This is a genomic window from Pseudonocardia sp. ICBG1034 (assembly GCF_020131375.1).
Lineage (GTDB): Bacteria > Actinomycetota > Actinomycetes > Mycobacteriales > Pseudonocardiaceae > Pseudonocardia > Pseudonocardia alni.
In genome coordinates this window covers 1,289,304-1,311,739 of the sequence record NZ_JAHLEK010000015.1, presented here as the reverse complement: position 1 = coordinate 1,311,739, position 22,436 = coordinate 1,289,304, and the positions used below count along the sequence as shown (strand labels likewise).

General features: G+C 75.0%; 17 protein-coding genes. 2 read left to right on the top strand and 15 right to left on the bottom strand.

The window, feature by feature from the left end; translation table 11 throughout:
- Positions 1–15: 15 nt before the first annotated feature.
- From KPF22_RS07800 to eccD, 10 genes are all read right to left on the bottom strand, one after another.
- Positions 16–327 (bottom strand): WXG100 family type VII secretion target, encoded by a 312-nt coding sequence (locus KPF22_RS07800; RefSeq protein WP_208823452.1) that lies wholly within the window; start codon positions 325–327, stop codon positions 16–18.
- Entirely contained in the window at positions 317–769 is a 453-nt protein-coding gene (locus KPF22_RS07795) for a YbaB/EbfC family DNA-binding protein (RefSeq protein ID WP_208823454.1), read from the bottom strand. Before KPF22_RS07795 ends, KPF22_RS07800 begins: the two co-directional genes overlap by 11 nt.
- A 43-nt stretch (positions 770–812) precedes the next feature.
- Positions 813–2,378, bottom strand: a complete 1,566-nt coding sequence (locus KPF22_RS07790; RefSeq protein WP_224401595.1) for a hypothetical protein — start codon at positions 2,376–2,378, stop codon at positions 813–815.
- A 2-nt stretch (positions 2,379–2,380) separates the two neighbouring features.
- Positions 2,381–5,233 (bottom strand): hypothetical protein, encoded by a 2,853-nt coding sequence (locus KPF22_RS32665; protein ID WP_305080312.1) that lies wholly within the window; start codon positions 5,231–5,233, stop codon positions 2,381–2,383.
- Positions 5,226–5,549, bottom strand: a complete 324-nt coding sequence (locus tag KPF22_RS07780; RefSeq protein ID WP_208823460.1) for a hypothetical protein — start codon at positions 5,547–5,549, stop codon at positions 5,226–5,228. The genes KPF22_RS32665 and KPF22_RS07780 overlap by 8 nt, the downstream gene beginning before the upstream one ends.
- Before the next feature lie 53 nt (positions 5,550–5,602).
- Complete coding sequence (locus KPF22_RS07775) at positions 5,603–6,196, bottom strand: hypothetical protein (protein WP_224401594.1); 594 nt, start codon at positions 6,194–6,196, stop codon at positions 5,603–5,605.
- 67 nt (positions 6,197–6,263) lie between these two features.
- Positions 6,264–6,551 (bottom strand): WXG100 family type VII secretion target, encoded by a 288-nt coding sequence (locus KPF22_RS07770; RefSeq protein WP_208823481.1) that lies wholly within the window; start codon positions 6,549–6,551, stop codon positions 6,264–6,266.
- A gap of 35 nt (positions 6,552–6,586) precedes the next feature.
- On the bottom strand, positions 6,587–6,883 hold the full coding sequence (locus KPF22_RS07765; RefSeq protein WP_208823483.1) for a type VII secretion target: 297 nt from the start codon (positions 6,881–6,883) through the stop codon (positions 6,587–6,589).
- A 171-nt stretch (positions 6,884–7,054) separates the two neighbouring features.
- Positions 7,055–8,443: a type VII secretion protein EccB gene (gene eccB, locus KPF22_RS07760; RefSeq protein ID WP_208823485.1), complete on the bottom strand. Its 1,389-nt coding sequence runs from the start codon at positions 8,441–8,443 to the stop codon at positions 7,055–7,057.
- A 4-nt stretch (positions 8,444–8,447) separates the two neighbouring features.
- Positions 8,448–9,848: a type VII secretion integral membrane protein EccD gene (gene eccD, locus KPF22_RS07755; protein WP_208823487.1), complete on the bottom strand. Its 1,401-nt coding sequence runs from the start codon at positions 9,846–9,848 to the stop codon at positions 8,448–8,450.
- Between the two features lie 137 nt (positions 9,849–9,985).
- On the opposite strand from eccD, the gene eccCa reads away from it, so the two are divergent.
- Positions 9,986–13,957 (top strand): type VII secretion protein EccCa, encoded by a 3,972-nt coding sequence (eccCa, locus tag KPF22_RS07750; protein WP_224401593.1) that lies wholly within the window; start codon positions 9,986–9,988, stop codon positions 13,955–13,957.
- Between the two features lie 42 nt (positions 13,958–13,999).
- Here eccCa and KPF22_RS07745 read toward each other — a convergent pair whose 3' ends face one another.
- Genes KPF22_RS07745 through KPF22_RS07735 form a run of 3 tightly spaced genes read right to left on the bottom strand, consistent with a single transcriptional unit; the run spans position 14,000 to position 17,003 of the window.
- Positions 14,000–14,668 carry a GntR family transcriptional regulator gene (locus KPF22_RS07745; protein WP_178376228.1) on the bottom strand — a complete coding sequence of 223 codons (669 nt, stop codon included), beginning with the start codon at positions 14,666–14,668 and terminating at the stop codon, positions 14,000–14,002.
- A 26-nt stretch (positions 14,669–14,694) separates the two neighbouring features.
- Positions 14,695–15,483, bottom strand: coding sequence for an aspartate/glutamate racemase family protein (locus KPF22_RS07740; RefSeq protein ID WP_208823491.1), 789 nt, complete (start codon positions 15,481–15,483; stop codon positions 14,695–14,697).
- A complete protein-coding gene (locus KPF22_RS07735) occupies positions 15,483–17,003 on the bottom strand; it encodes a dicarboxylate/amino acid:cation symporter (RefSeq protein WP_224401592.1) in 1,521 nt (506 codons plus the stop codon). The genes KPF22_RS07740 and KPF22_RS07735 overlap by 1 nt, the downstream gene beginning before the upstream one ends.
- A 116-nt stretch (positions 17,004–17,119) precedes the next feature.
- Here KPF22_RS07735 and KPF22_RS07730 point away from each other — a divergent pair, with 116 nt between their 5' ends.
- Positions 17,120–18,553, top strand: a complete 1,434-nt coding sequence (locus KPF22_RS07730; protein WP_224402393.1) for an aspartate ammonia-lyase — start codon at positions 17,120–17,122, stop codon at positions 18,551–18,553.
- An 83-nt stretch (positions 18,554–18,636) separates the two neighbouring features.
- Here KPF22_RS07730 and mycP read toward each other — a convergent pair whose 3' ends face one another.
- Both mycP and KPF22_RS07720 read right to left on the bottom strand, forming a co-directional pair.
- A complete protein-coding gene (gene mycP, locus KPF22_RS07725; RefSeq protein ID WP_224401591.1) occupies positions 18,637–19,932 on the bottom strand; it encodes a type VII secretion-associated serine protease mycosin in 1,296 nt (431 codons plus the stop codon).
- On the bottom strand, positions 19,929–22,319 hold the full coding sequence (locus KPF22_RS07720) for a hypothetical protein (protein ID WP_224401590.1): 2,391 nt from the start codon (positions 22,317–22,319) through the stop codon (positions 19,929–19,931). Before KPF22_RS07720 ends, mycP begins: the two co-directional genes overlap by 4 nt.
- Positions 22,320–22,436 lie beyond the last annotated feature (117 nt).

Here is a 22,436-nt window from a genome sequence, read left to right as displayed (position 1 = left end):
CCGGGCCGGCGTGCGCTACGCGGGAGGGACGTGGGAGGCGTTGTCCTCGTCGAGCCGCGACAGGTTGTCCGCCGAGATCTCGAGGTTGTCGGCGTAGATGTCGAGCCCCTCGGCCGTCTCGCCGACCCCGGCGCGGGCCTCGGTCGAGTCCGGGGAGTACTTCTCCCCGAACGCCCTGCCGATGTCGTCGCTGCCCCAGCAGCCCTCGTACTCCGCGCTGAGCGCGTTCAGACGCTCCAACGGCCCGGCCAGGTCGCTCCGGATGCGGCGCACCCCCTCGGCGTTGCGCCGCACGCCGGGGAGGTCGACGTAGGTCTCATCGGCCACGACGCTCACCCCGGGTCGGGTCCTCGACGCCCATCTCGGCGAACATCGACCCCATCAGCGACTCGATCATCTCGGAGGGGTCGACCTTCCCGGTGGCCAGCCCGACCAGGTCCAGCCCCTCCGCGCCACCGCCCTCCTGCACGATCGCGGCGGTGCGCTCCAGGGCCTGCAGCCGACCGGCCTGCAGCGTCCCGACGATCAGGTGCGCGAGCTCGGTGGGCGCCAGCGAGCGGTACCGGGTTCCGTGGAAGCTGAGGTCGGCGAGATCACCACGGCCGTCGAAGGTCATGGTGAACGAGCGGTCCTTGGCGACGACCGTCGTCTGCTCCTCCTTCCAGACCCGGCCGACCTCCCCGACCCGGGCGCGTTCCTGCTCGACCTGTTCGAAGGCCTCGTCGAGCCGCCGGGCGTAGTACCCCTCGTGGTCCGTGGCGTCGCTCATGGGTGTCTCCTCCTCGTGTGGTCGGGCGGGTGGGTGCCGGGCCTCAGCTGCGGCCCAGCACTCCCGGCACCCCGTCGTCCTGCCAGTTGCTGGGATCAGCGGTCAGCGAGGTCTCGCGGGTGCGGTCGTCGTTCTGGTTCATCCCGGCAGCCATCCCGGCCCCCATCGGCATGAACGGTCCGCCCATCGGCGCCCCGCCGGGCATCCCCGCCTCGCCGGCAGCCGGGGACAGCGGGAGGCGTCCGGCGCTCCGGGGGTCCGGGGTGGGGGTCGTGACCGGCAGCGTCGCGATCGCCGCCGCGTCGCCGGTGACCGGCAGCGTCGGCACCCGCACCGCCGGTCCGCCCGACGACACGGACGGCGAGGGCGGCAGGCCCACCGACGACGGCAGCGGGCCGGAACCCGCGCGGACCCGGTCGGACGGCGTGGCCGGGCCGCCTCCGGACGTGGTGGCCTGCAGCGCCTCGACCTCCGGCAGCGACACGGACCCGACCGCGTCCGGACCGGTGGTGCGCCCTGCCTCGCGACGGGTCGCGTCCGTCCGCTCCGTGGCGGGGGACGGCCCGGTCCCTGCCGGGGTCCTGCCCCCGGTCGTACCGCGTCCGAGCACGCCGCCCGCCGCCATCCCGACCAGCCCTCCGGGCAGCGCTCCGCCGTCGTCGACGGACCGGTCCGGGTCGGCCCCGGGCGACTCCGGGGAGAGGGCGCCGGCCGGCGCGGTGACCGTCGCCGGTGTGCCGGTGCGGCTGCTGTCCGACGGGCGCCCCAGCACCCCCGACGGGGCCACGGCCGTGGTCCGCGCGGCAGTCATCGGCGCGGGGGTCACCGGCGCGGACTGCAGCGTCCCGGAGGGGACGGCCGCGGGGGCACCGAGGGTCTGGCCACCGAGCGCGAACGCCGTCGGGGCGAGTGCCGTGTCCCCCGGCGCCGTGGGCGATCCGTCCGTCACCGGGCCGGGTGCCGCCGGGAGCGCGGCCGCGCGGATGCCCGCCGCCTCCGGGCCGGGTGTGGTCAGCCCCGGGATCCCGGCCGTCGGGCCCGCCGCCCCCGGGTGCACCGCGGTGACCACCTCCGGTTGCGGCGGTGCGGTGGTCGACACCGCGGACACCGTCGGCCCGCCGGTCGGCGACGACCCCGGTACCGCCGCGATCGGCTGCTGCGCACCGCCCGAGGAGGCGAAGGCCGTCTCCACCCGGGCCAGCTCCGCGCGCGCAGCCGCGGCGAACGTCTCCTCGACCTCGGCCGCCTGCGGGTGGCCGGCCCAGGCGGCGCGCTGCTCGCGCAGCGACATCGCCGCGCTGCGGGCGCGCGCGAGCTCGTCGCCGGCGCCGCGCAGGGCGAGCGGCCAGGTCCGGACGGCCTCCAGCGACCGTTCCAGTGCGGCCACCTTCGCCGCGGACTCGGCGGCGAACCCGTCCGCGGTCGCGCCGAGCATCGCCTCCTGGACGCGGCGGGTCTCGCGGCGCAGCCCGTCGCGGGCCGTCTCCAGCTCGACGACGACGGCGTCGACGGCGTCCGCCCGCCGGTACAGCACGTCGGGATCGGCCGCGAGCAGCTGCGCGACGATCGCGTCGAACCCGGTGTCCACCGGAGGCACGGGGGTGGTCACGGTCAGGTCCGTCCGATCACACCGGGTGCGAGATGGTCGGTGTCCTCGTCCCAGATCCCGCCCTCGGCCTGCAGCCAGGTGTGCGGCTCGCGCTCACGCTCCTGTCCCATGCCCTGCGGGGACATCCCCGCGCCACCCATCGGCATGCCGCCCATCGGCATGCCGCCACCCATCGGTCCGCCGGCCGCGGCGTTGGCCGCGGGGAGAACCTGCCCGTGGGGAACGCCGCCGGTCGGCACGCCGAACCCGCGTTCGGCGGCGACGTCGGTGTCGAACCGGGCCGAGCTCGGGTCCAGCGCACCCGGGCCGCCACCGGCACCACCGCCGAGGCCGCCGCCGGCGCCACCGGCACCGTCGTCGGCGCCGCCGCCCGCGCCACCGGACTCGCCCATCAGCTCCTCGGCCGACGGCAGGTCCGGCGGCGACACCGGACCGCCTCCGCCCGCGCCGCCCTCCGGGCCGCCACCGGCACCACCGGCACCGTCGTCCGCGCCGCCGCCCGCGCCACCGGACTCACCCATCAGCTCCTCGGCCGACGGCAGGTCCGGCGGGGACGCCGACGACCCACCGCCGGCGCCGTCGCCCTCGGTCGCGGTCCGGGCCCCCGGGTCGTCCCCGACGCCGGTCTTGTCGGCCGCGTCCTGGCCGAGCTCCTCGAAGGCCTTGTCCATCGCGTCCGAGACGCGACCGGGCGGCTCGTCGCCCAGGGCGTCGGTCGCGGTCTTCTTCAGCTCGTCGAGCACGGCCTGGCGGTGCGGGTCGCCGGTGGGGTTGCCGAGATCGTCGATGGCCTTCTCGACAGCCGCCCTCGCCTGCTCGGGCGTGGCGTCCGGGCCCAGCTCGGCGAGTGCCTTGTTGGCCGCCCCGTGGGCCTGGTCGAGCAGACCACGGTCGTCGGGCCCCAACGCCGTGCCGCCCGTGTCGGCCCCGTCGGCGGCGAGGTCGGAGATCGCCTGGTTCGCGGCCTCCTTGGCCTGGTCCAGGGCGTCGTTGCGGACCGGGTCGTCGGTACGCAGCTCGTCGATCGCCTTGTCGGCAGCCTCCTTCGCGTCCCGCATCGCCTGGTCGTGCGCGGGGTTGCCGCTCTCCTCCCCGGAGCCCGGGCCACCGCCGGAGCCGCTGCCGTCCCCGGAGCCGCCCTCGGAGACCGGGTCCTGGAGGTCCTCGATGGCCTCGTTCGCGGCCTTCTTCGCGTCCTCCAGCGCCTGGTCGCGCTTGGCGCCCTCGGAGCCGGGTCCGCTGCCGCCACCCGACCCCGGCGACCTCGCACCGCCACCCGAGCCCGACCCCGGCGAGCCGCCGCCCGGCGAGCCGGTCAGACCTCCGCCCGCGCCCGTCGAGCCGTCGCCGGTGCCGCCGGAGCCGCTGCCCGACAGATCGTCGATCGCCTGGTTCGCCGCGTTCCTGGCGTCCTCGAGCGCCTTGTCGCGTGTGGGGTCGGACGACTCGCCGCGGAGACCGTCGATGGCGTCGCCGGCGGCCTTCTTCGCCTGGTCGAGCGCCGCCTGCCGCTGCGGGTCCGCGGTCGATCCCCCGGCGCCGCCGGTGTCCTCGCCGCCCGTCGACAGGTCGGGGATCTGGGGGGCCGGGACACCCCCGCCCGAGCCCCCGGTCTCGCCGGAGCCGGAGCCGGAGCCGGAGCCGGAGTCGCCACCGCCCGTGCCGCCGCCGGTGCCGCCACCGCCCGCCAGGTCGTCGATGGCCTGGCCCGCCGCGTTCCGGGCGTCGTCCAGCGCCTTGTCGCGGGCGCCGCCACCGGCATTGCCCCCGCCGTGGGCGCCACCGGTGCCGCCGGAACCCGAGCCCTCGCCCGAGCCGGAACCCGAACCCGAACCCGAGCCGGACCCGGAACCCTCGCCGTCGCCGAGCCCGTCGCCGAGCCCGTCGCCGGAGCCGCCGACGCCGTCACCGGCACCGTCGCCGGACCCACCCGTCTCCAGCTCCTCGACGCGTTCCTCGAGGTCCTCGATCTGCTGCTCCAGCTCCTCGACGGTGGGCGGGGCCGAGTCGGAGTCGGAGTCGGAGTCCGAACCGGTGTCGTCATCGTCGTCCCCGGAACCGGAGCCCTCGGAGTCGTCATCGTCGTCGTCGGACCCGGAGCCCTCGGAGTCGTCGTCGGAGTCCTCGTCGCCCTTCTTGTCGAGCTTGGCGACGGCCTCCTTCGACCCGCGCGCCTTCTCGCCGCGCACGATCTCCAGGGCGGCCATGTCCCCGGCCGCCGTCGAGTAGTCGTCCGCCAGCCCGCCGAGCAGCTTCTGGAGTGCCGTGACGAGCTTGTCCTCGTACTCGTTCTCGATCCGGCGCACCACGTTCTTGTAGGTCTGCACGACGTCGGCGATCAGCGACGAGTCCCCCGCCGCCGCCGCGAGCGTCACCGCCGAGATCGCCTTCGCGCGCACCTTGTCCTGGGCCGCGCGACGGTCCTCCCAGCTCTGCTCGACCGTCTCCCACCACGTGTCCCGGAAGGTGGCGATGTCGGTGCCGACGCCGCGGACGGTGTCGGCGTACTTCTTGTCCGCCAGGACCGCGGCGAAGGCCTTGCTCTCCTTCAGCACCCCGTCGGCGTAGTCCTGGAAGGCCGTCCCGGCCTGTCCCTCCAGTGCCTCGTCGACCTGCTTGACCAGCTTGGCGACGTCGTCGTTGATCGACTGGAGACGTTTCGCGGCCGTCTCGAACTGGTCGCCGAACTTCTTCCACGCCTCCGGGGCGGCGGACTGACCCTCCTGGGGTGCGATGCCCTCGACCTGGAACTGCAACGTCGTCCAGGTCTTGAAGTCCGAGGCGTTGAACGCCGGAGGGGGTGCGGTGTCCTGTCCGGCGAGGCCGAACGCGTCCGAGTCGTCGGCGTCAGGCATCGACGACCTCGTCACCGGGCAGGTCGGTCACCCGCGTGCCGGAGACGACGTCGGTGTCGACCAGGTTGCGGGCGGTGTCGGCGAGGGACGCACCGAACTCCCCGAGCTCGGTGCGGAGCGCGGTGACGTAGCTCAGCAGCTCCTGGGCGCGCGCATCGGACACCCCGTCGAGCTGCTGCGCCGCCGCGAACGGCCCCGAGGGCGACCAGTCCGCGCCGAGCCGGTCCCGGGAGCCGGAGCTCGGGGGCAGCAGGGCACCGACGGCGTCGGCGGATGCGGTGACGGCGCCGACGTCGACGCGGGTCTGATCGGCCATGGTCCTGGGTGTCCTCTCGGGAAGGGTGGAGCCGGTGCGGGCGGCGACCGGGCTCAGGAGTCGGGCCGGTCGTCCTCGTACTCGTCCAGGAACTCGTCGTCGGTGGTGTCCTGGTCGGTGTCCTCGGTCTGGCTGGGGGCGTTGAGCACCTCGTCCTGCGGGACGCTGCCCACGCCCTCCTCGCCCTTGGGCACACCGGTGATGATCTGGCCCTGGGTGTCGTCGTACCCGTCGCCGTCGGAGGTGTTGCTCGCCTCCGACTCGTCGTCGGTGGTGAAGTTGTGCTGCTCGTGCTCGATCTCGTTGGCGCGCTCGACGATCTCGGCGTCGGCGTCGGCGCGCATCTCGTCGATGCGCTTGCCGACGGCGGCCGCGCTGTCGGAGTCGACGTCCACCAGCATCTTCGACACGTCCTTGAGCGAGGGCTCCATCGCCTCGAGGATCGTCTTCATCCGCTTCGCGTGGTCGATCACCGCGTTGCGCCGGTCGTCGACCCGCCGCTCGACGTACTGGGCCACGGAGAACTTGCCCGCGTCCGGCCAGTGCGGGTCGAGGTCGGTGAACGCCTTGATGTCGTCCATCAGCTTGCCGAGCTTGCCCGCCGCCTCGTCGATGGCGGCCCGGTCGACCTTCGTGTGCTCGCCCATCCCTGCTCCGTTCTCCGCAACGGCCGAAGGCCGGTGTCACCCCGACGGGGTGACACCGGCCGGGGCATCAGAACGCGTTGACACCCGCGCGGTCGGACGCGCGCATGCGCTCCATCGAGTCCATGACCTGACGGTGCAGGTCGTCGATGTACTGGTTCTTGGCCTGCAGCTGCTGCTGGAGCTCGTTGGCGGTGGTGTTGTACTGGTCCGCCGAGGCACCGACGAAGTCCGCGCCGAACAGCTGCTGCACCGCGCTGCGCAGCTGCGAGGTCTCGTCCTGCAGCGTCTGCGCCGAGCGCTTCATCGCCGCAAGCGCTTCCTCGATCTGCTCGTACTGGTAGAACATGGTGTCCATGTGAGGGACTCCTTACCTGGTCAGAGGGGTCGGGCTCAGTTGGCCTGCGGAACGCTGCCGGCGCTCTCGACGTCGGTCTGCATGTTCTCGGTGGCGGCGCGGCGCATGGCCTCACCCATGTGCTGCAGGTCCGCCTGCGCCTTCTTGCCGAACTCCTGCAGGTCGAGCCAGGCCGCGTGGGTCGCCTTCGCCAGCTCGCTCGACGTCGGGTCGAACTGACCCTCGACCTCGGACGCGGCGGTGCGGATGAGCTGCTGTACGCCGTTGCCGGTCTCGTCGTGCTGCGCCGCGGTCGATTCGATCCGCGGCATGTCCGCCTTGGTCAGCGCCATGTTCGTCCTCCGGGTCGGGGCCCGGCCCAGTCCGGCCGAGCCTCCTGGTGCGTTCCGTCGATCGGGTTCCCGACGCCTGAAGTGAATCGGTCCCGCTCGCCGGAGACGTAACGGCTTACGTCCGTTCGCCGGATCGGTGGGGATTTCCCCCGCCAAGTCGCATGCGGACGGTCACGACTGCGGTGACCGGGTCTGCAACGCCGGCTCCCGGTCGAGCACCGGGCCGGTCGGCAGCAGCTCCAGCAGCTGCTCGGGCACCGCGACGGCGCTGCCGCCCTGCATGCCGAGCGCGGTCAGCGCCTCGTCGTCGGCGACCGGGAACCGCACCCCGATGTCGGTGACGAGGAACGCCGCCCCGGGCGCGGCTCCCGGCGCGGCCGCCACCCGGGCGAGCACCCCGGACGCGGCCGGGATGCCGATCCGGTCGGCCTGGAGCCCCGGGGTGTGCGTCCCGGCCGGGACGGTGGCCGCCGCGACGGCCGCCGTCGGCAGCGTCCCGATCCGCACCGGGGCGTCGGGATCGGCGACGTCGACCCGGACGCAGGGGATGTCCTCCTGATGGGTCACCACCAGCCGCGGCGGCACGGGGGGCAGGTCACGGCCCAGCTCCGGGCCGGACGACCGCGGCACCGCCGCGATGTCCGCCGGCCCCACACGGACCGTGCTGCCGCCACCCGACATCGCCAGCGCGGCCATCGTGCGGCTGAGCGGGGCGACGCCGTCGGCACGGACGAGGTAGAGGTCGTCGGAGGCGAGCGCGGGGTTGCTGACCTGGTACACCTGCCCGACCCGGCTGGGCTTCCCGGCGATGGTGGGCCCCGGCGCGCCGGGGGTGCCCACCGCCGGGACGCCCAGGTCCGGTCCGGCCGGGACCGCGGCCAGCCAGCCGGGCTGCACGGGTGCCGGGGCGACGTCGTCGTAGCCGAGGGCGGCGGCGACGCCCGCCCCGCCGAGCCGGTAGCGCCGGCCCTGCCAGACCAGGCTCTCCTGGCCGTCGGGGGTGGCGACGAGCAGCCCCTCGTCGTCCGCCGGCTCGGGACCCGCCGGGGCGCCGAGCAGCAGCGACAGGGTCGGTGGTCCGACGGTACCCGCGGCGGGCGGGCTCGCGCACACCGTCCACGGGGACCGGTTCAGCGACGCCGCGGCGGGCACCGAGTCCGGCGCGTCGGGGATGCCGATCGGTGCCCCCACCGGGGTCCCGGCCAGCGACGCCGCCGACACCGACGTCGGTGCCGCGGTCGACCCGGTCGCCAGCCGTGCCGAGGCCAGGTTGAGCACCGGGTGCAGCGTCCCGTCGAGGTAGACGAACCGGGCCCCGGAGGCCTTCTCCGTGACGATCGCGCCCGCCGTCCGCCACGAGGTGTTCCCGCCCGGCTTGAACAGCCCGTACACCCCGAACCCGGCGCAGAGGACCGCCGCGACCAGCACCCCGATGGCGAACCCGGTGCTGAGCCGCCGCCCCGGCGGACGGACGACGTCCGGCCGGCCGTGGGTGACCGCGGAGGTCATCCGCCCGACGACGTAGAAGTAGGCCTGGACCTGGTCCCGACGCGACTGCACCTGCTCAGCCCGCCAGTCCGCGCATCCAGGCGAACACGCCCAGCACCTGCAGCAGCAGCGGGAGCACCGCGACCGCCGTCAGCGACTCGACGATCTCGACGGCCCGCCCCCAGTACGGCCGCAGACGGTGGCCGGGCAGCCGCTCGGCCGAGACGGCGAGCACCGCGCCCGCGGCGAGCACGGGCAGCCACAGCCCCAGCACCCGCGCGGTCGGCGACAGGACCGGGGCGACCCCGACCATGCACACCACCAGCGCGGTGACCACCGGTGCGAGCACCGCCCACCGGGCCACCACGGAGTCCAGGTGCCGTGCGCGCAGTGCCATCAGCGCCGCGACGACGAGCACGAACACCACCGCCCAGACGGTGCCCTCGACGAGCACCAGGGGCAGCAGCACGAGCTGCGCCGCCCCCAGCCCGACGTGCAGGGCCGCGGTGTACCCGACCGTCGCGGTCCCCCGCTCGACGACGAGCGCGTAGGGCACCGGCTCGACGTCGTCGGAGAGCTGCTCGGGCTCCCCGGGCAGCAGCGGCAGCTGCAGGCCGGACAGCCGGAAGGCGGTGGACGGGACGAACACCCCGGCCACCAGCGACAGCACCACCGCGATCGCCGCGGCCTTGGGCGCGGACACCCCGCCCAGCGCCCCGGCCAGGCCCGCCGCGGCCGTGACCAGGCCCGCCGTCGCGGCCCCGACGAACAGCAGCGCACCGTCCGCGACGAGCGCCGTCCCGACGGCGAGCGCCATCAGGCCCAGCGCGGCCGCGCAGGCGACCACGGTCATCACCGGTGCGGACGGCTCGATGAGGCGGATCAGCAGCACACCGGCGGTGGCGGCGTAGCAGACGGCGACGCCCGCCAGGCCGGCCGCGGGCACCGTCCCGACGCCGCTGCGCGCGACCAGCCCCGCCGCCCCCAGCAGCACCACCGCGATGGCCCCGGCCAGCGCGAGCGCCAGCGCCGGGACGGTGACCTGCAGGACCAGCGGGACCCCGGTCAGCAGTGCGAGTGCCGCCAGGAGCCTCAACATCGCCCGGGTCCGGCTGTCGTTCCACGACCAGGGATGGGTGCGGACCTGCTCGCCCACGCCGTCCACGACGTCGTCGTAGTCGATGGGGGCCAGCCCGTCGGCCCGTGGCCGGACGTGCACCACCTCCCCGTCGCGCAGGCCCAGCTCGCCGGTCGTGCGTTCCTCGTCGAACGGCGGGTCACCCAGCCGTTGCAGGACCCAGCCCTCGTGCTCGGCGCCCTGCTCGATCGCCTCGCCACCGAAGTGCGGCAGCACCGCGGGCAGCAGGTCGGCGAGCGGCACCTCGGCCGGCACCGTGATGTCCGCGGACTTCTCACCGAGGACGAAACGTAGCCGGGCCGAGCTGCGTGTGCGATGCTGGATCTGCTCTTGCGTCACGGTTCCTCGGGTCCTCTCCTGCCAGGGTGTCGACCACCGCGAACCGCCCGGAACGCTAGGTCCGCCCCCACGCACGCGTGCGGCGCCGCGGCCCCGCCCGGGCTTTCCAGGGGAGATCACCCACGAAGGGGAAGCGCGTGAGCACCGAACTGTTCGCCCGACGGGCGCGCCGTCAGAAGCCCCCTGTGCCCGACGAGACCGTCGAGATCCAGGAGCCGCCCGCGGTCCCCGAGGAGTCGGGCGGGGGCATGAGCTCGGCGCTCATGTACGCGCCGATGGGGCTCGGCTCGCTGGCCATGGTGATGATGTTCGTCCGCCCCGGCGGCGGTCCGCTGATCTACGTCGGCGGCGGCCTGATGGTGCTCTCCGCCATGGGCATGATGCTGGTCGGGTTGCTGCGCAACTCCGTCAACCACAAGCAGAAGCTGCACGGGCTGCGCCGCGACTACGTCCGCTACCTCACCCAGCTGCGTGGCCGGGTCCGCCGCTCGCTGGCCGCCCAGCAGACGGCCGCGAAGTGGCTGCACCCCGATCCGCGCTCGCTGTGGTCGATCGCGCTGGGCTACCGGCTGTGGGAGCGCCGTCCCTCGCACGACGACTTCGGCGAGATCCGCATCGGGTTGGGGACCCGGCGCTCGTCGCTGGCGCTCAAGCCGCCGGAGACCAAGCCCGTGGAGGACCTGGAACCGCTGTCGGCGCACGCGCTCCGCCGCTTCCTGCGCGCCTACTCGACCGTCCCCAACGCCCCGATCGCCGTCTACGTCCGCGGGTTCGCCCAGATCCAGATGACCGGCGACGAGGAGGCCGTCCTCGGCCTGGCCCGGGCCCTGCTGGCCCAGCTCGTCACCGCGCACGGACCCGCCGACCTGCGGGTCGCGGTGGCCTGCAGCGACGAGAACCGGCACCGCTGGGACTGGTGCAAGTGGCTGCCGCACGGCCAGGACCCCGACGCCCCCGACGCCGCCGGTGCTCGGCGGATCGTGACCGACAGCCTGGCCGAGGCGGAGGACCTGCTCGGCGGTCCGGCGTTCGCCGGCCGCCCGCGGTTCGAGGCGGGGTCCCCGGTCACCGCGACCGAGCCGCTGGTCGTGCTGGTCCTCGACGGGGTCGGCGTGCACCCGGAGCACCGCTGCGTGCTGGAGGGTTACCGCAACACGGTGCTCCTGGACGTCGGCGGGTCGCTGCCGTGGACCCAGCGCGCCGACGCGCTGTTCCTGGAGGTCGACCCGGACGAGGTCCGCACCGTGGTCTTCGACCGGCTCGGCCGCCCGCGGCCGCGGCCGCTCTGCCGCCCGGACCGGCTGGGACCGGCCGGGGCCGCGGCACTGGCCCGCACCGTGGCCCGGTTCCGGATCGGGACCGCGACCGGGACGACCGAGGAGCCGCTGGCCTCGGACTACGACCTCGCCGCGCTGCTCGGGCTCGGCGACGTCCGGACCTTCGACCCGGTCCGCTACCGCAGCGGCCGGGCGGGCGCCAAGCGACGGCTGCGGGTGCCGATCGGCATCTCCGCCGCCGGTGCGCCGCTCGAGCTGGACCTCAAGGAGTCCGCCGAGGACGGCATGGGCCCGCACGGCATGTGCATCGGCGCGACCGGGTCGGGCAAGTCCGAGCTGCTGCGGACGCTGGTGCTCGCGCTGGCGACGACGCACACCTCCGAGGACCTCAACTTCGTGCTCGTCGACTTCAAGGGCGGTGCCGCGTTCCTCGGGTTCGACGCGCTGCCCCACACCTCCGCGGTGATCACGAACCTCGAGGACGAGCTGGAGCTCGTCGACCGGATGCAGGACGCGCTGACCGGTGAGCTGAACCGCCGCCAGGAGCACCTGCGCCGGTTCGAGTACGCCTCGCGTCGCGACTACGAGGCCGCCCGCGCCGCCGGGGCGCCGCTGGAGCCGATGCCCGCGCTGCTCGTCGTCGTCGACGAGTTCAGCGAGATGCTGTCCTCCAAGCCGGAGTTCGTCGACGTGTTCGCCATGATCGGACGGCTGGGCCGCAGCCTCGGGGTGCACCTGCTGCTGGCCAGCCAGCGCCTCGACGAGGGCAGGATCTCCAAGGTCGAGACGCACCTGTCCTACCGGATCGGCCTGCGCACCTTCTCCGCCGGGGACAGCCGCAGCATCATCGGCGTCCCGGACGCCTACGAGCTGCCGTCGGCCCCCGGCAACGGCTACCTGCGTCCGGACACCCAGACCCTGCTGCGGTTCAAGGGCGCCTACTCCTCGGCGACCTACCGCCCGGCCCGGCGGCGCCGGCGCCGCGACGACGTCGAGCAGCAGGTGGTGGCCTTCGGTACCGAGTACCTCCCGCCGCCGGCCCTCCCGGAGGCCGACGAACCGGAGCCCGAGGAGCCCACCGAGACCCGCGCCATGATCGACGTGCTGCTGGGGCGGCTGACCGGTATCGGGCCGCGGGCCCACCAGGTGTGGCTGCCGCCGCTCGTCGTCCCGGCCGCGCTGGACCAGCTGCTCCCCCCGCTGGTCGACGACCCGGAGCTGGGGCTGCGCGCCGTCGGCGCCCTGGACTCGGGCACCCTGCGCGCCCCGGTCGGGCTGATCGACCTGCCGGCCCAGCAGCGGCGCGAGCTGCTGACCGCCGACCTGTCCGGGGCCGGCGGCAACGTCGGCGTCGTCGGCGGGCCGCAGACCGGCAAGTCCACCCTGCTGCGCACGGTGATCTCGTCGCTGGCGCTGACCCACTCCGCCGCGCAGGTGCAGTTCTACTGCCTCGACTTCGGCGGCACGCTGTCGTCGCTGTCCGGGCTGCCGCACATGGGCTCGGTCGCGAACCGGCTCGACCGGGACCGGGTCACCCGCACGGTGCTGGAGGTGACCAACCTGCTGGCCCGGCGGGAGGCCCTGTTCGCCGAGCACAACATCGACTCCATGGCGACCTACCGGCGGGCCCGGCGCGCGGGCCGCTTCCTCGACGAGGACCCCTACGGCGACGTCATGCTCGTCGTCGACGGCTGGTACACGGTCCGTCAGGACTACGACGAGCTGGAGGAGCGGTTCCAGGAGCTGGCCGCGCGCGGGCTCGGCTTCGGCATCCACCTGATCATCGCCTCCAACCGGTGGGCGGAGATGCGGCCCTGGCTGCGCGACGTCCTCGGCACCCGCTTCGAGCTGCGTCTCGGTGACCCGGTCGACTCCGAGGTCGGGAGCCGGGTGGCGGCGACCGTCCCGGAGGGACGGCCGGGGCGCGGCCTCACCCGCGACCGCCTGCACTTCCTGGCCGCGCTGCCCCGTATCGACGGGTCCGGCGCCACGGACGACCTGTCCGAAGCGACCGTCGAGCTCACCGAGGCCCTCACCACGCCCCGGGCACCGGTCGCCCCGCCGGTACGGCTGCTGCCCGGGCGGCTCGCGCCCGCGGACCTGCCCGCACCGACGGCGGCCGGCGCCACCGCCGAGATGCGGATGGCGCTGGGCGTCGAGGAGACCCGGCTCGGTGTGCAGTGGTGGGACCTCGACACCAGCCCGCACCTGCTGGTCTACGGCGACACCGAGACCGGGAAGACGGGTCTGCTGCGCCACATCGCGCGCAGCGTCGCCGCCCACCACACCCCCGACGACGTCCGGATCGTGTTCGGCGACGTGCGCCGCGAGCTCTACGACGCGGTCGGGCAGGAGTACCAGCAGGACTACTCGGTCGGCGTCGACGCCCTGACCACGGCGCTGCGGACGGTCGGGGAGACGCTGCGGGCCCGGGTCCCCGGACCGGACATCACCCCGGACCGGCTGCCGCGCCGGGACTGGTGGACCGGCCCGCGCTACTACGTGCTGGTCGACGACTTCGAGCTGATGGAGGGCGGGATGGGTGCCGGCGCGCTCGAGCCGCTGGTGCCGCTGCTCGCCCAGGGCGCCGACATCGGCCTGCACCTGGTGATCGCCCGCAGCACCGGCGGCGCGTCGCGGTCGATGATGAACGCCGGGATCCGGCGCATGTGGGAGCTGGGTTCCCCCGCGCTGCTGCTGTCCTGCCCGCGCGAGGAGGGGCGCTTCCTGGGGACGGTGCGGCCGCGCACCCTGCCGCCCGGGCGGGGTCAGTTCGTCGACCGCAGGCGCTCGGTGCGCCTGGTGCAGACACCCCGCACCGACGGCGGGTGACCGGCCCGGCGCCGGCGTGGCGGGTACCGCGCCGGCACCGGGTCAGCCGAGCTGGTTGGTCGCGAACAGCTCCGTGATGTGGCCGCCGAGCCGCTCCCAGTGCTGTCCCGACGAGGCCGCGGCGGCCGCGCCGTCGCCGGAGGCGCAGAGGTCCACGAACGCGTCGTGGTGCTCGATGGTGTTCCGGCCGCCCAGCAGCGTGGAGAACTTCCGGTAGAGGATCCGGTGGATCTGCGGGTGCAGCTGCTCGACGATCCGGGTCAGCGTCGGGTTGTCCGCGACGCGCAGCGGCACGCCGTGGAAGCGGTCGTCGGCATCGAGGGCGGCGTCGGTGTCGTCGGTGTCCACCGCGCGCTCGAAGTCGCGGTTGGCGGCGCGCATCTCCTCGAGGTCGGCCGCGGTCATCCGGGGCACCGCCGTGCCGACGGCCAGGGTGTCCAGCGCCCGCAGCACCGCCAGCGCGCGCTCGGCGTCGGTCCGGTCCAGCGGGGTGATGCGGGTGTAGACACCGGGCTTGGCCTCGACCAGCCCGGTGTCGGCCAACCGGTTGAGCGCCTCCCGCACCGGGGTCCGGCTCAGGCCGAACCGCTCGGCGAGCTCGGTGTCGCGGACCTTCTCCCCCGGCGCCAGCTCGAAGTGGACGATGGCGTCGCGCAGCCGCGCGAACACCTCGTCACTGAGCAGGCGCCGCGGGACGGGAACGATCTGCATGCAGCACACGATATATCAACGACACGTTAAATCGGTGCGGTCAGCGCCACCATCGCCCGGGCCAGGATCCGTGCCGGGTCCAGCAGCGGCACCGTGACGTCGGTCGTGGCCAGGCACAGCGGGATCTCCGTGCACCCGGCCACGACCGCCTCCGCACCGGCCCGGGCGAGCCGGTCGGCGACCGCGGCCAGGGCCGCGGTCTCGGCCGCACCGCGACGACCGGCCTTGATCGACAGGATCGCCGTCATCACGGCCCGCTGGTCGCGGGCGTCGGGCACGATCACCTCGACCCCCCTGCGGTGCAGCCAGTCCTGGTAGAGCCCGGTCCCGACGGTCCCGTCGGTCGCGAGCAGGCCCGCGCACCGGACGGGTGGCGCCGCGCCGGCCAGGGACCGGGCGACCTCGTCGATCATGTGGACGACCGGGACGTCGACGTACTGCAGCAGCGCCGGCACGAACGCGTGGGCGGTGTTGCACGGGATGGCGATGTGCGTCGCGCCGGCCTCCCGGAGCTTCTCCGCGCCCGCGCGCAGCCAGGGCAGCGGGTCGGGGCCGCGCCCCTGCAGGCTCTCGGTCCGGTCGGGCACCGTCGGGTCGGACCAGATGACGACCCGACGGTGCTCCTGGTCCCGCGACGCGGGCGTCGCGTCCACGAGCTTGGTGTAGAAGTCCGCGGTGGCCGCGGGGCCCATGCCGCCCAGGATCCCGATCACCGGGACGTCCGGTGCGCCGGGCCCGGCCGGGCCCCGCGCCGCGACCGGAGCCGGGGCGGTCCCCGGGCCGGTCGCGCGCGGGGCGCGTTCCGGGGCGATCATCAGCGCTGCGACCCCTGGGTCGCGTCGACCCGCTCGTCCGGGGCGGGTGCCCCCGCACGGTCCGCCGTGACCGGCGACGGGTGCCCCTCGTCGGCCCCGGCCGGTGCCGACGGTGCGGGTCCGCCGGCCGCGGCCCCGGGGGACCCGTCGGCCCCGGCGCCGCCGGCCGGGTCGGCGTCGGCCGCGGCGGCCGCGGCGGCCGCGTCGAGGTCGGCGGGCAGCGGCTCACCGCGGCGGCGGGCGCCCCGGATCTCCGACCTGTCGATGACGGCGGCGGCGAGCGAGTTGCCGACGACGTTCACCCCGGTGCGGGCCATGTCGACGATGAAGTCGACGCCCAGCAGGAGTGCCACGCCCTCGGGCGGCAGCCCGATCGTCGTGCTCGCGGCGAGCAGCACGACCACCGACGCGGAGGCGACCCCGGCCATGCCCTTCGACAGCACGACGAGCACACCGACCATCAGCAGCAGGCTGCCCCAGGAGGTGTCGAGACCGAAGGCGTTCGCGATGAACACGAGGGCGACGGCCTGGTAGAGCACGGAGCCGTCGGTGTTGAAGGAGTAGCCCAGCGGGACCACGAACGACGAGGTCGAGCGGCTCACCCCGAACTTCTCGAGCCGGCCCAGCAGGGGCGCCAGCACCGCCTCCGAGCTTCGGGTGACGAACGCCAGCCCGGCCAGGTCGCCGATCGAGCGCAGCATCGCGACGTAGCGGACGCCGTAGATCGCCGCGATGACCGGGAAGACGACACCGAGGACGAGGATCAGCCCCAGGTAGACCACGCCCACGAAGCCGAGCAGGCTCACCAGGTTGCCGAAGCCGTAGTGCGCGACGTCGTAGGCGATGAACCCGAGCACGCCCAGCGGCGCGAACGCGATGACGTAGCCGACGACCTTGAACATGGCCCCGGCGAAGGAGTCGAGGACGTCGTTGACCGGACGTGCCTTCTCCCCGAGCGCGGCCAGCGCGATGCCCACCAGCGTCGCGAACACGATGACGCCGAGCAGGTTGCCCTCGGCGAACGCCTGGAACACGTTCTTGGGGATCGCGTGCAGGAGCAGCTCGTGGAAGTCCACGCCCTGCTGGAGGTTGCCCACCGCGGCCGCGTCGCCGCCCGAGGTCGGGGCGCCGACACCGAGGTCGAACGCCTTCGCCAGGCCGACCGCGATCAGCAGGATGACCGTGGTGACGATCTCGAAGTAGAGGATCGACTTGCCGGCGATGCGGCCGACCTTCTTGACCGACTCCATCCGGGAGATGCCCAGCACGATCAGCGGGAACACCAGGGGGACGACGACCATCTGGACCGCGTTCAGGAACGCGTCACCGAGGATCTTCAACCCTTCGCCGACGACGGGGAACGCCCAGCCGACCGCCGCTCCGAGGGCGACCGCGACCAGCGACTGGACACCGATCGGGTAGCGCCAGAACCGCCAGTGCAGGCGTGCGGCCACGGAGCCGCGGCCGGCGGGTGGCTGCGGTGGTTCCGGGGGCGCCGACGGCGTCGGGGACACGGCCATTGTGACTCCTCGCTGCTGTGTGCGTGCAATATATTGCACTCTGGACTTTGCGCTTCGCATCCAACATTGAGTAGTCTGGCAGCCGTTGTCAAGAGTGGGGAGCAGCCATGAACGCGATGACGCGTACGGAGGGGGATTCCCTCGGCACGGTCGAGGTGCCCGCGGACGCCTACTGGGGGGTGCACACCGCACGGGCGGTCGCCAACTTCGCCGTCACCGGCGAGACGGTCGGCGGTTTCCCCCGGCTGGTGCACGCCCTGGCCGCGGTGAAGGAGGCGGCCGCCCTGGCCAACCGGGACCTCGGGCGGCTGGACGGGCGCCGGGCCGACGCGATCGTCGCGGCCTGCCGGGAGCTGCGCGCGGGCGCGCTGGCCGACCAGTTCCCGATCGACCCGATCCAGGGCGGGGCGGGGACCTCGACCAACATGAACGCCAACGAGGTCGTCGCGAACCGGGCCCTGGAGCTGCTCGGGCACGCGCGGGGCGACTACGCCGAGCTGGACCCGCTGACGCACGTCAACCTGGGCCAGTCGACCAACGACGTCTACCCGACGGCGATCCGGCTCTGCGTCCTGACCCACCTGCACGAGCTGGTCGCCGGTCTGGAGCACCTCGCCGCGGCGTTCGCGCGCAAGTCCGAGGAGTTCCACGACGTCGTCAAGATGGGGCGCACCCAGCTCCAGGACGCGGTCCCGATGACGCTGGGCCAGGAGTTCCACACCTACACCACGATGCTGCGCGAGGACTGTGCGCGGCTGCGTGAGGCGGCCGCCCTGCTGTGCGAGAGCAACCTCGGCGGCACGGCGATCGGGACCGGCATCAACGGCCACCCCGACTACGCCCGGGTGGCCTGCGCGCACCTGCGCGACATCACCGGCGAGGAGGTGGTCCCGGCGGGCGACCCCATCGAGGCGACCCAGGACTGCGGGGCGTTCGTGCAGGTCTCCGGCGTCCTGAAGCGGGTCGCGGTGAAGCTGTCCAAGGTCTGCAACGACCTGCGCCTGACCTCGTCGGGCCCGTCGGTCGGGTTGGCCGAGATCAACCTGCCGCCGGCCCAGGCCGGATCGTCGATCATGCCGGGGAAGGTCAACCCGGTCATCCCCGAGATGGTCAACCAGGTGGCGTTCGAGGTCATCGGCAACGACCTGACCGTCACCATGGCCGCCGAGGCCGGGCAGCTGCAGCTCAACGCCTTCGAACCGATCATCGTCTACGGGCTGATGCGGTCGACCTCGCACCTGCAGGCCGCGGCGCGGACGCTGGCGGACCGCTGCGTCGACGGGATCACCGCGAACCGTGAGCACCTGGAGCAGGGCGTGCGCGGATCGGTCGGGATCGTCACGGCGCTGTCCCCCGCGCTGGGGTACGCCACGAGCGCGGAGATCGCGAAGGAGTCGCTGGCCACCGGGCGCCCGGTCGGCGACATCGCGGTGGCCCGGGGTCTGCTCGACGCCACGCGGGTCGACGAGCTGCTCTCCCCCGCCGCGCTCACCGGGCTGGCCGCTCCGGCCCGGTCGCTGCCACGCGACCTGGACGCCGCCCTGCACTGACGGCCGCTCCGGCACGGGCCCCGGTGCGCGGTCGACGACCGGGCGCCGGGGCCCCCGTCGTCCCGGGACGGCCCGGGACCGGTTCATCCGGCCCGGATGCCGGAGGGCCGCTCCGGCACACGGCCGTCGTCCGTCGCGGCGCCCGCGACACCCTCGGCCGGGGTGGGCCCGCGGATCTCGACCCGCCGGGGTGGGGACCACCCGCGCCGGTGCCCGGCCGGGCCCAGCCGGACCAGCAGCACGACCACCGCGGCCGTGCCGGCGGCGGCGAGCACGCTGAGCACCGCCGTCAGCGGCCCCCACGACGGGGCGACCGGCGCGGGGGCACGGACCGGCGGAGCGACGACGGCGGCCTCCCGCCCCGTCCCCTCCTCGGGCAGCACCGCGGTGACGGCGTCGACCGGGTTCACGGTGCCCCAGCCGAGTGCCGGGTCGGGGAGCGGGACCGCGGGGTGCGTCGCGGTCGCCTCCAGCCGGTGCTTGACCTGGTCGGCCCGCAGATCGGGCCGGTAGGCGCGGACCAGGGCGGCGGTACCCGCCACGAACGGCGCCGCGTAGCTGGTGCCGCTGCCCTGCCAGTGTCCCGGTCCGCCCGGGCCGATGCTGACGACGTCGCTGCCCGGGCCGACCAGCGACAGGTACGGGCCGGTCTGGGAGAAGTCGGCACGCCCGCCCTCGGCGTCGACGGCACCGACCGCGATGACCGTCGGGTAGGAGGCCGGGTAGGTGACGGGATCACCCGTGCGCGCCCCGTTGGCGGCCGAGGCGACCACGACGACGTCGCGGGAGGCGGCGTACGCCACCGCCTCGGCGAGCCCGGCGTCCGGGATGCTGGTGCTGGCCGACACGTTGATCACGCGGGCGCCCTCGTCCACGGCGCGGCGGATGCCCGCGGTCAGGGATGCGGCGGTCACCCGGCCGGCGTCGCCGTCCGCGTCCGGGACCGTGACCCTGATCGGCAACAGGGTCGCGTCGGGGGCGATCCCGGCGAACCCGCTGCCCTCGACCGGCTGCGCGGCGATGATGCCGCCGACGAAGGTCCCGTGGCCGTAGCAGTCGCCGTCCGCCGGGCCGTCCGACACGACGTCGGCACCCGGGAGCACGTGCGCGCCCGCGAGCTGCGGGGTCCGGGCGTCGACCCCGGTGTCGACGACGGCGACGACCACCCCCGCACCCCGGGTCACCGGCCACACCCGCTGCGGCGCGAGCTGGCGCTGTGCCCAGGGCAGCGTCGGTTCGGTCACCGTGGGCGGGGGCAGGCAGCCCGGCGGGACCGCCGGGGCGGCGAGCGCCGGTGGGGCGGCCGTCAGCAGCGTGACGAGCGCGGCCGCACCGAGCGCCACGGCCCGCCCGGCGGCGCGGCACCTCGCCCGTCTCACGACGCGGCGGCCGAGTCGCCGGTCGCGCCCGCGTCGACCGTGAGGAGCGGGACGGTGAGGCGCCGGACGACGTCCGGGTCCTCCACCGTCCGCAGCACCATCCGGCGTCGCCGCTCCAGGGCCCGTTCCAGCCTCGCCAGTGCCGCCTGGTCGCGTTCGCCGAGCCCACCGGAGCCCTCGCCCTCGTCGGCGCCGAGCTCCCGGACGAGCAGGGCGAGACGCGGCGCCACCGGCCCGCCGTCGACGTCCTCGGGCGCGGGCGCATCCCGCACACCGATCGTCCGGAACCGGGTACCGGCCGGGAAGACGACCTCCGCGACGGGGCGGCCCGCGACGAGCTCGCTCGTGCGGCGGGCCGTCATCGGCCAGATCAGGACGTCGTAGCCGGCGTCGGGGACGGTGACGTCGAGCTCGCCGGCCGCGCTGAGGAAGCCCGGCTCGGCGAGTGTCCCGCCCACCACGGTGTGGTCCGAGGGCGGTTCCGGCGCCCGCCCCTGACGCAGCACCGGTCGACGGTGCGTCGGGAGGCGACGCAGCCCGGAGACCAGACAGGCCAGCTGCCCCTCCGGCAGGTCGCGGCTGCCGGACCGGACGCCCTCGTTGACCGGGCCGCCGCCACGCTCGCCGTCGCCGAGGTGCAGGCACACCGCGGCCAGATCGGTCTTCACCCCGGACGTGTCCCCGGTGCGCAGCGACGGCCAGGAGGCCAGCGCCGCGTTGACCGTCGCGAGGGCCTCGGTGTACAGGTCCCCGGCGGCGGCGACGAACCGTTCGCGTTCCCTGCCCGTGCTGGGCCGGTCGTCGACGACGAGCGGCGGGCGCGCGTCCGTGGCCCCCGTGGTGGCCGCGGGATCCGTGTCCCCGGGGCCGTGGTCCCCGGTGACGGGGCCGACCGGCCCGGCGTCGGCAGCCGGTCCCGGCGGGGTGACGTCGGCGTCCGGCGCCGGGACCGCACCGCCGGTCGGGCCGTCGGCGGGGTCCCCGGCCTCCGGTGCGGGGTCGGCGGCCGGATGCTCCCCGGGGGTGGGCGGCTCCGCGACGGCCGGGACCGGCATCGCGGGCACCGCCGACTCGACCCGCAGGTCCGGCACGGTGGTGTCCCAGCTCGCCGGGGCCGGCCGGGGCAGCAGCCCGAGCGACACGGCGCGCTCGGCGTCCTCCGGAGTGGCCCAGACCCCGCGGAGCCGGACCCGGTGACGGGCACGGCGCTCGTCGTCGAGGGAGTCGACGAGCGAGCGGGCGGCGGCCAGGAGTGCGGCCCCGACGGGCTCGCCGTCGTGACCGAGGTGGAGGGTCCAGACCGCCGGGTCGTACGGGTCGGGCGGCACCGGCCCGGCGTCCCCGGCGCCGAGGACCAGACCCGACGGGACGACGGTGGCGACGACGTCGTCGCGGACGTAGCTGCACCCCCGCGCGTCCCACCCGGCCGGTGGGAGGCCCACCGACAACACGTCCTGCCCCCCGTCGGGGCGCTGGCGCAGCACCGTCGGGAACGGACGCATCCGGGTCTCCCGCCCGGGTTCGACCACGAAGGTCTCCACCCCCGACGCCGTCCGCAGGGCGACACCGGTGCCCAGGGCGAAGTCCGCGCCGATCGCCTCGCCGAGGGCCGCCGGGAACCCGTCGGAGAGCGCCGCGGGGGTGAGCGGCGCGACCAGCACGGGGCACCCGGAGGTGATCGTCCGGGCGGCGCCGGCGATCGCGTCCGGCGTCGGGACGGGGCCGGTGCCGCCGACCAGCAGCTGCACGAAGCGACGGTCGAGAACGGCACGCAGCGCCACGTCGTCGTTCTCCGTGCCCTCCTCCGGGGCGGGCAGACCGCGGACCGCGAGTCCGGCCGGGACCGGCTCGACGGCCGCTCCCCCGACGACCGCGGGCTCGTCGGGCAGCGCCCCCTCCCAGTCCGGGCGCGGGAAGCGCGTGCCGTGTGCCTGCGGTGGTGATCCCGGCGCGAAGCGCACCCAGCCGGTCCCGCCGACCGTGGGTCCGGTGAGGATGCCGGAGCCGACGGAGAACCGCATGGCCCCCGACGGGGCGACGAGCGCGACGCCGGTGGCGTCGGCGACCTGCTGCAGCCTGGCGCCCAGGGCGGCGATGTCGGTGACGGCGAGCCACAGCTCGCCGTCGGCGCCCGCGGGGCCGGTCACCACCTCGTGCAGCAGCCGGAGGAGCTCCGCCGCGAGTCCCGGCCTGCGGTAGGCAGTCCCGACCAGCATGGCGACCGGCGGACCCGACGAGCCCAGGCTGGACAGGAACCCGCGCTCCCGGGACGCCTCCGTCCCGTCGGCGATCAGGACGTGCGGCCCGACCGGGGTTGCGACCAGGGGGGCCATGACGGACTCGGCCCGGGCGTCGGTCACCGCTCCCACCTCGCTCTCCTCGGGCACGCGTCCACCGCCCCCGGCGGGACGGGCCCGATCCACCGACGATCATGGCCGCGCCGGGCAGCCGGTGTCCCTCCGCGCGCCGTGCGCACACCGAACACGGGGGTTTCCCCCGTCGGC